At 66.1% G+C, this 2,733-nt stretch carries 4 protein-coding genes and 1 riboswitch; all 4 genes read left to right on the top strand.

The features are described from left to right. On the top strand, positions 1 to 209 hold a 209-nt coding region (locus WB785_RS22415), incomplete at its 5' end, for a hypothetical protein (protein ID WP_424081947.1). Between the two features lie 76 nt (positions 210 to 285). Continuing rightward, entirely contained in the window at positions 286 to 1,074 is a 789-nt protein-coding gene (locus tag WB785_RS22410) for a heavy metal-binding domain-containing protein (RefSeq protein ID WP_424081945.1), read from the top strand. Further along, positions 1,074 to 1,448, top strand: coding sequence for a DUF5073 family protein (locus tag WB785_RS22405; protein WP_424081943.1), 375 nt, complete (start codon positions 1,074 to 1,076; stop codon positions 1,446 to 1,448). Before WB785_RS22410 ends, WB785_RS22405 begins: the two co-directional genes overlap by 1 nt. 32 nt (positions 1,449 to 1,480) lie before the next feature. After that, positions 1,481 to 1,670: riboswitch (cobalamin riboswitch) on the top strand. Positions 1,671 to 1,707: 37 nt separating this feature from the next. Further along, positions 1,708 to 2,733, top strand: a 1,026-nt coding sequence (locus WB785_RS22400) for an ABC transporter substrate-binding protein (protein WP_424081941.1), incomplete at its 3' end; no start/stop codon positions are given.

Raw genomic sequence — 2,733 nt, 5'->3', positions numbered from 1 at the left:
ACCGGCTGCTCGACGAGGGCGACCTGGGCGCCCGCGCGGTCGAGGTCATCCGGCAGAACTACGGCATGTCAATTGCGGTCAACGCCGCCGGGCTGCTGATCGGCGCAGGCGGCGCATTGTCGCCGGTGCTGGCCGCGATACTGCACAACGCGTCCTCTGTGGCCGTCGTCGCAAACAGTTCTCGGCTGATTCGTTACCGCTTGGACTGACCGACCGCGGGAGAAAGCGTCCACCGGTCCGACATCCGCCTCGTACGATGTGCGCAACCGGCGAAAGGATATGCACGTGTCGCAGACCCCGCTCGACCCCGTTGCCAGCGAACGGCTGTCGCATGCCGACAAGGTCTTCACCTCGGACCTGTCGATCAGCGAATTCGCGCTCCTGCACGGGGCCGGTTTCGAACCACTCGATCTGGTGATGGGTGTCTCGGTCTACCACGTGGGCTACCAATTCAGCGGCATCCGGCAACAATCCGAGCTCCCTGTGCTCACCGAGGCGACCTACCGGGCGCGCTGGAACGCCATGGCCCGAATGCAGTCCGAAGCCGACGCACTCGGCGCCGACGGCGTGGTCGGTGTCCGCCTGGAGTGGCGCCAGCACGGCGCCGAATCCGAGCACTTGGAGTTCATCGCGGTCGGAACCGCGGTGCGTTACACCCCTAAGCCAGGGGCTTTCCGGCGCGGTAATGGGCAGGCCTTTTCAAGTCATCTGTCGGGGCAGGACATGGCGACCCTGCTTCGATCGGGCTATGCGCCGGTGGCCTTTGTCATGGGTAACTGCGTCTTTCACATTGCCGCGCAAGGCTTTCTGCAGACCCTGCGACAGATGGGCCGCAACGTCGAAATGCCGCAGTGGACAACAGGAAACTACGAAGCGCGCGAGTTGGCGATGTCGCGCATGCAGAGCGAAGCCGAGCGCGACGGCGCATCCGGAGTCGTCGGGGTGCACTTCGCCATCCAGAACTACGCCTGGGGCTTCCATACGGTGGAGTTCTACGCCGCCGGAACGGCCGTGCGTCGCAGCGGCACACCCGAAACCATCGCGCCGTCGTTCGTGCTCGCGATGAACGACTGATGGCGGCTTTCGACGCCGAGCGAGTGAGCCGCACCGTCGCCGGTGCGCTGGCCGGACCGGGCGGCATCGGGTTGGTGATCAACGTCTTCGCCGGGCTGCCGGGCGTCGCGCACACCCCTGCCCGTCGGGGGGTCTTCCGTTCACAAGCCGCACGACTGCAGATCGGTGACTGGCGCTACGAGGTGACTCCCGACGACCGGTTGAGGGCCGCACACGTGGTCGGTGGCATCGTGATTGCCGAGGAGGTGCTGCTGGCCGACGCGGTGGGACCGCACCTCGCCCGCTCCCTCGGCCAGATTGTCGCCCGCTACGGTTCGGCGGTCATCCCGAACATCGATGCGGCGGTGGACGCGTTGAGCGCCAGCGCGGGGTGAAATAGATCTCGGCTGATTCGTTACCGCTCGGACTGACCGAAGTGCGACAATGTCGCCCGTAAGGCGATGACGATGTAGGAAGCCGGTGCAAATCCGGCGCGGTCCCGCCACTGTCATCGGGGAGCGAACCTCACTAGCCACGGCTCATAAGCTTCAAGAGCCGGAAGGCGAGGCGAGCAGTGATCCGAGAGCCAGGACACTCGCGTCGTCGCATCCTGCGAACCGGGGCGGTCGACCCCGAGAGAGCTGACCGACGTCGATGTCGCGCCGTTGTTGGGTGGCCGTCGCGGTGGCCGCCGGCCTGGCAGTCACCGCGGGCGGGTGCGCGACCCACTCGGCAACCAGCGTGTCGGAAAAGCCGGGCTGCATCACCCACTTCCAGCCGGACGTCGATTACTTCCCGGACAAGTCGGCGGTCACCGACGCCACGAATTTCACGCTCAGCTACCACGACAGCTACCAGCTGCTGACCGTCAAGCAGCCGTATCCGCGCGGCCGGCCCGAGTCGTATGTGCTGGTGCGCTGCGGCGCTCCCACCCCGCAGTTGACCGGTGATCTGGCCCATGCCCAACACATCATTGTGCCGGTCAACAGCGTCTACGCGGCCTCCACCACACAGCTGGGCATGCTCACCGAACTCAACCGGGCCGATGCGATCACCGGTGTCGCCGATGGCCGTGGGCCGGCCCAGCAGATCAATGCGGAAAGCGTCATCGCGGCCCACCCCGGAGTGCTTTTGACCCCGGGCGCCGACGACCCGAGCTACGCCAAACTGCGCGACGCCGGGCTCGCTGTCGTTGCCGACGCCGAATGGCTGGAGGCCACTCCCCTCGGCCGCGCCGAATGGGTCAAGGCCCTGGCCGCGTTGACCGGCACCGAGAAGAAAGCCAACGAGGTCTACGCCAAAGTTCGGCGGGATTATCGCGCAGTAGCCGCGAAAATCGCTGGCGTACACCGTATCCCGGTCTTACCGGGAACGATGTATCAGGGCAGCTGGTCCATGCCGGCAGGTGGCGACTACGCCGGTCGCCTCATCCTCGACGCGGGCGGAAGCTATCCGTGGGCTGACGACACCAGCACCGGCAGCCTGCAGTTGAACTTCGAATCGGTCTACGCCAACGCCGGCCAAGCGCAGATCTGGCTGATCAACAACAACTGGAAAACCATCGACGATGCGGTGGCCGCGGACAGTCGATACCGCGAGCTGGCGGCGGTCCACCGTGGGCAAGTGTGGTCGGCCGGCAACGATTATTGGGCGCGGGGCGCCGCGAGGCCCGATCTGGTG

Source organism: Mycobacterium sp. (assembly GCF_049585075.1).
GTDB lineage: Bacteria > Actinomycetota > Actinomycetes > Mycobacteriales > Mycobacteriaceae > Mycobacterium.
The sequence above is the reverse complement of the archived record's forward strand: the minus strand, read 5'-3'. Positions and strand labels throughout refer to the sequence as shown.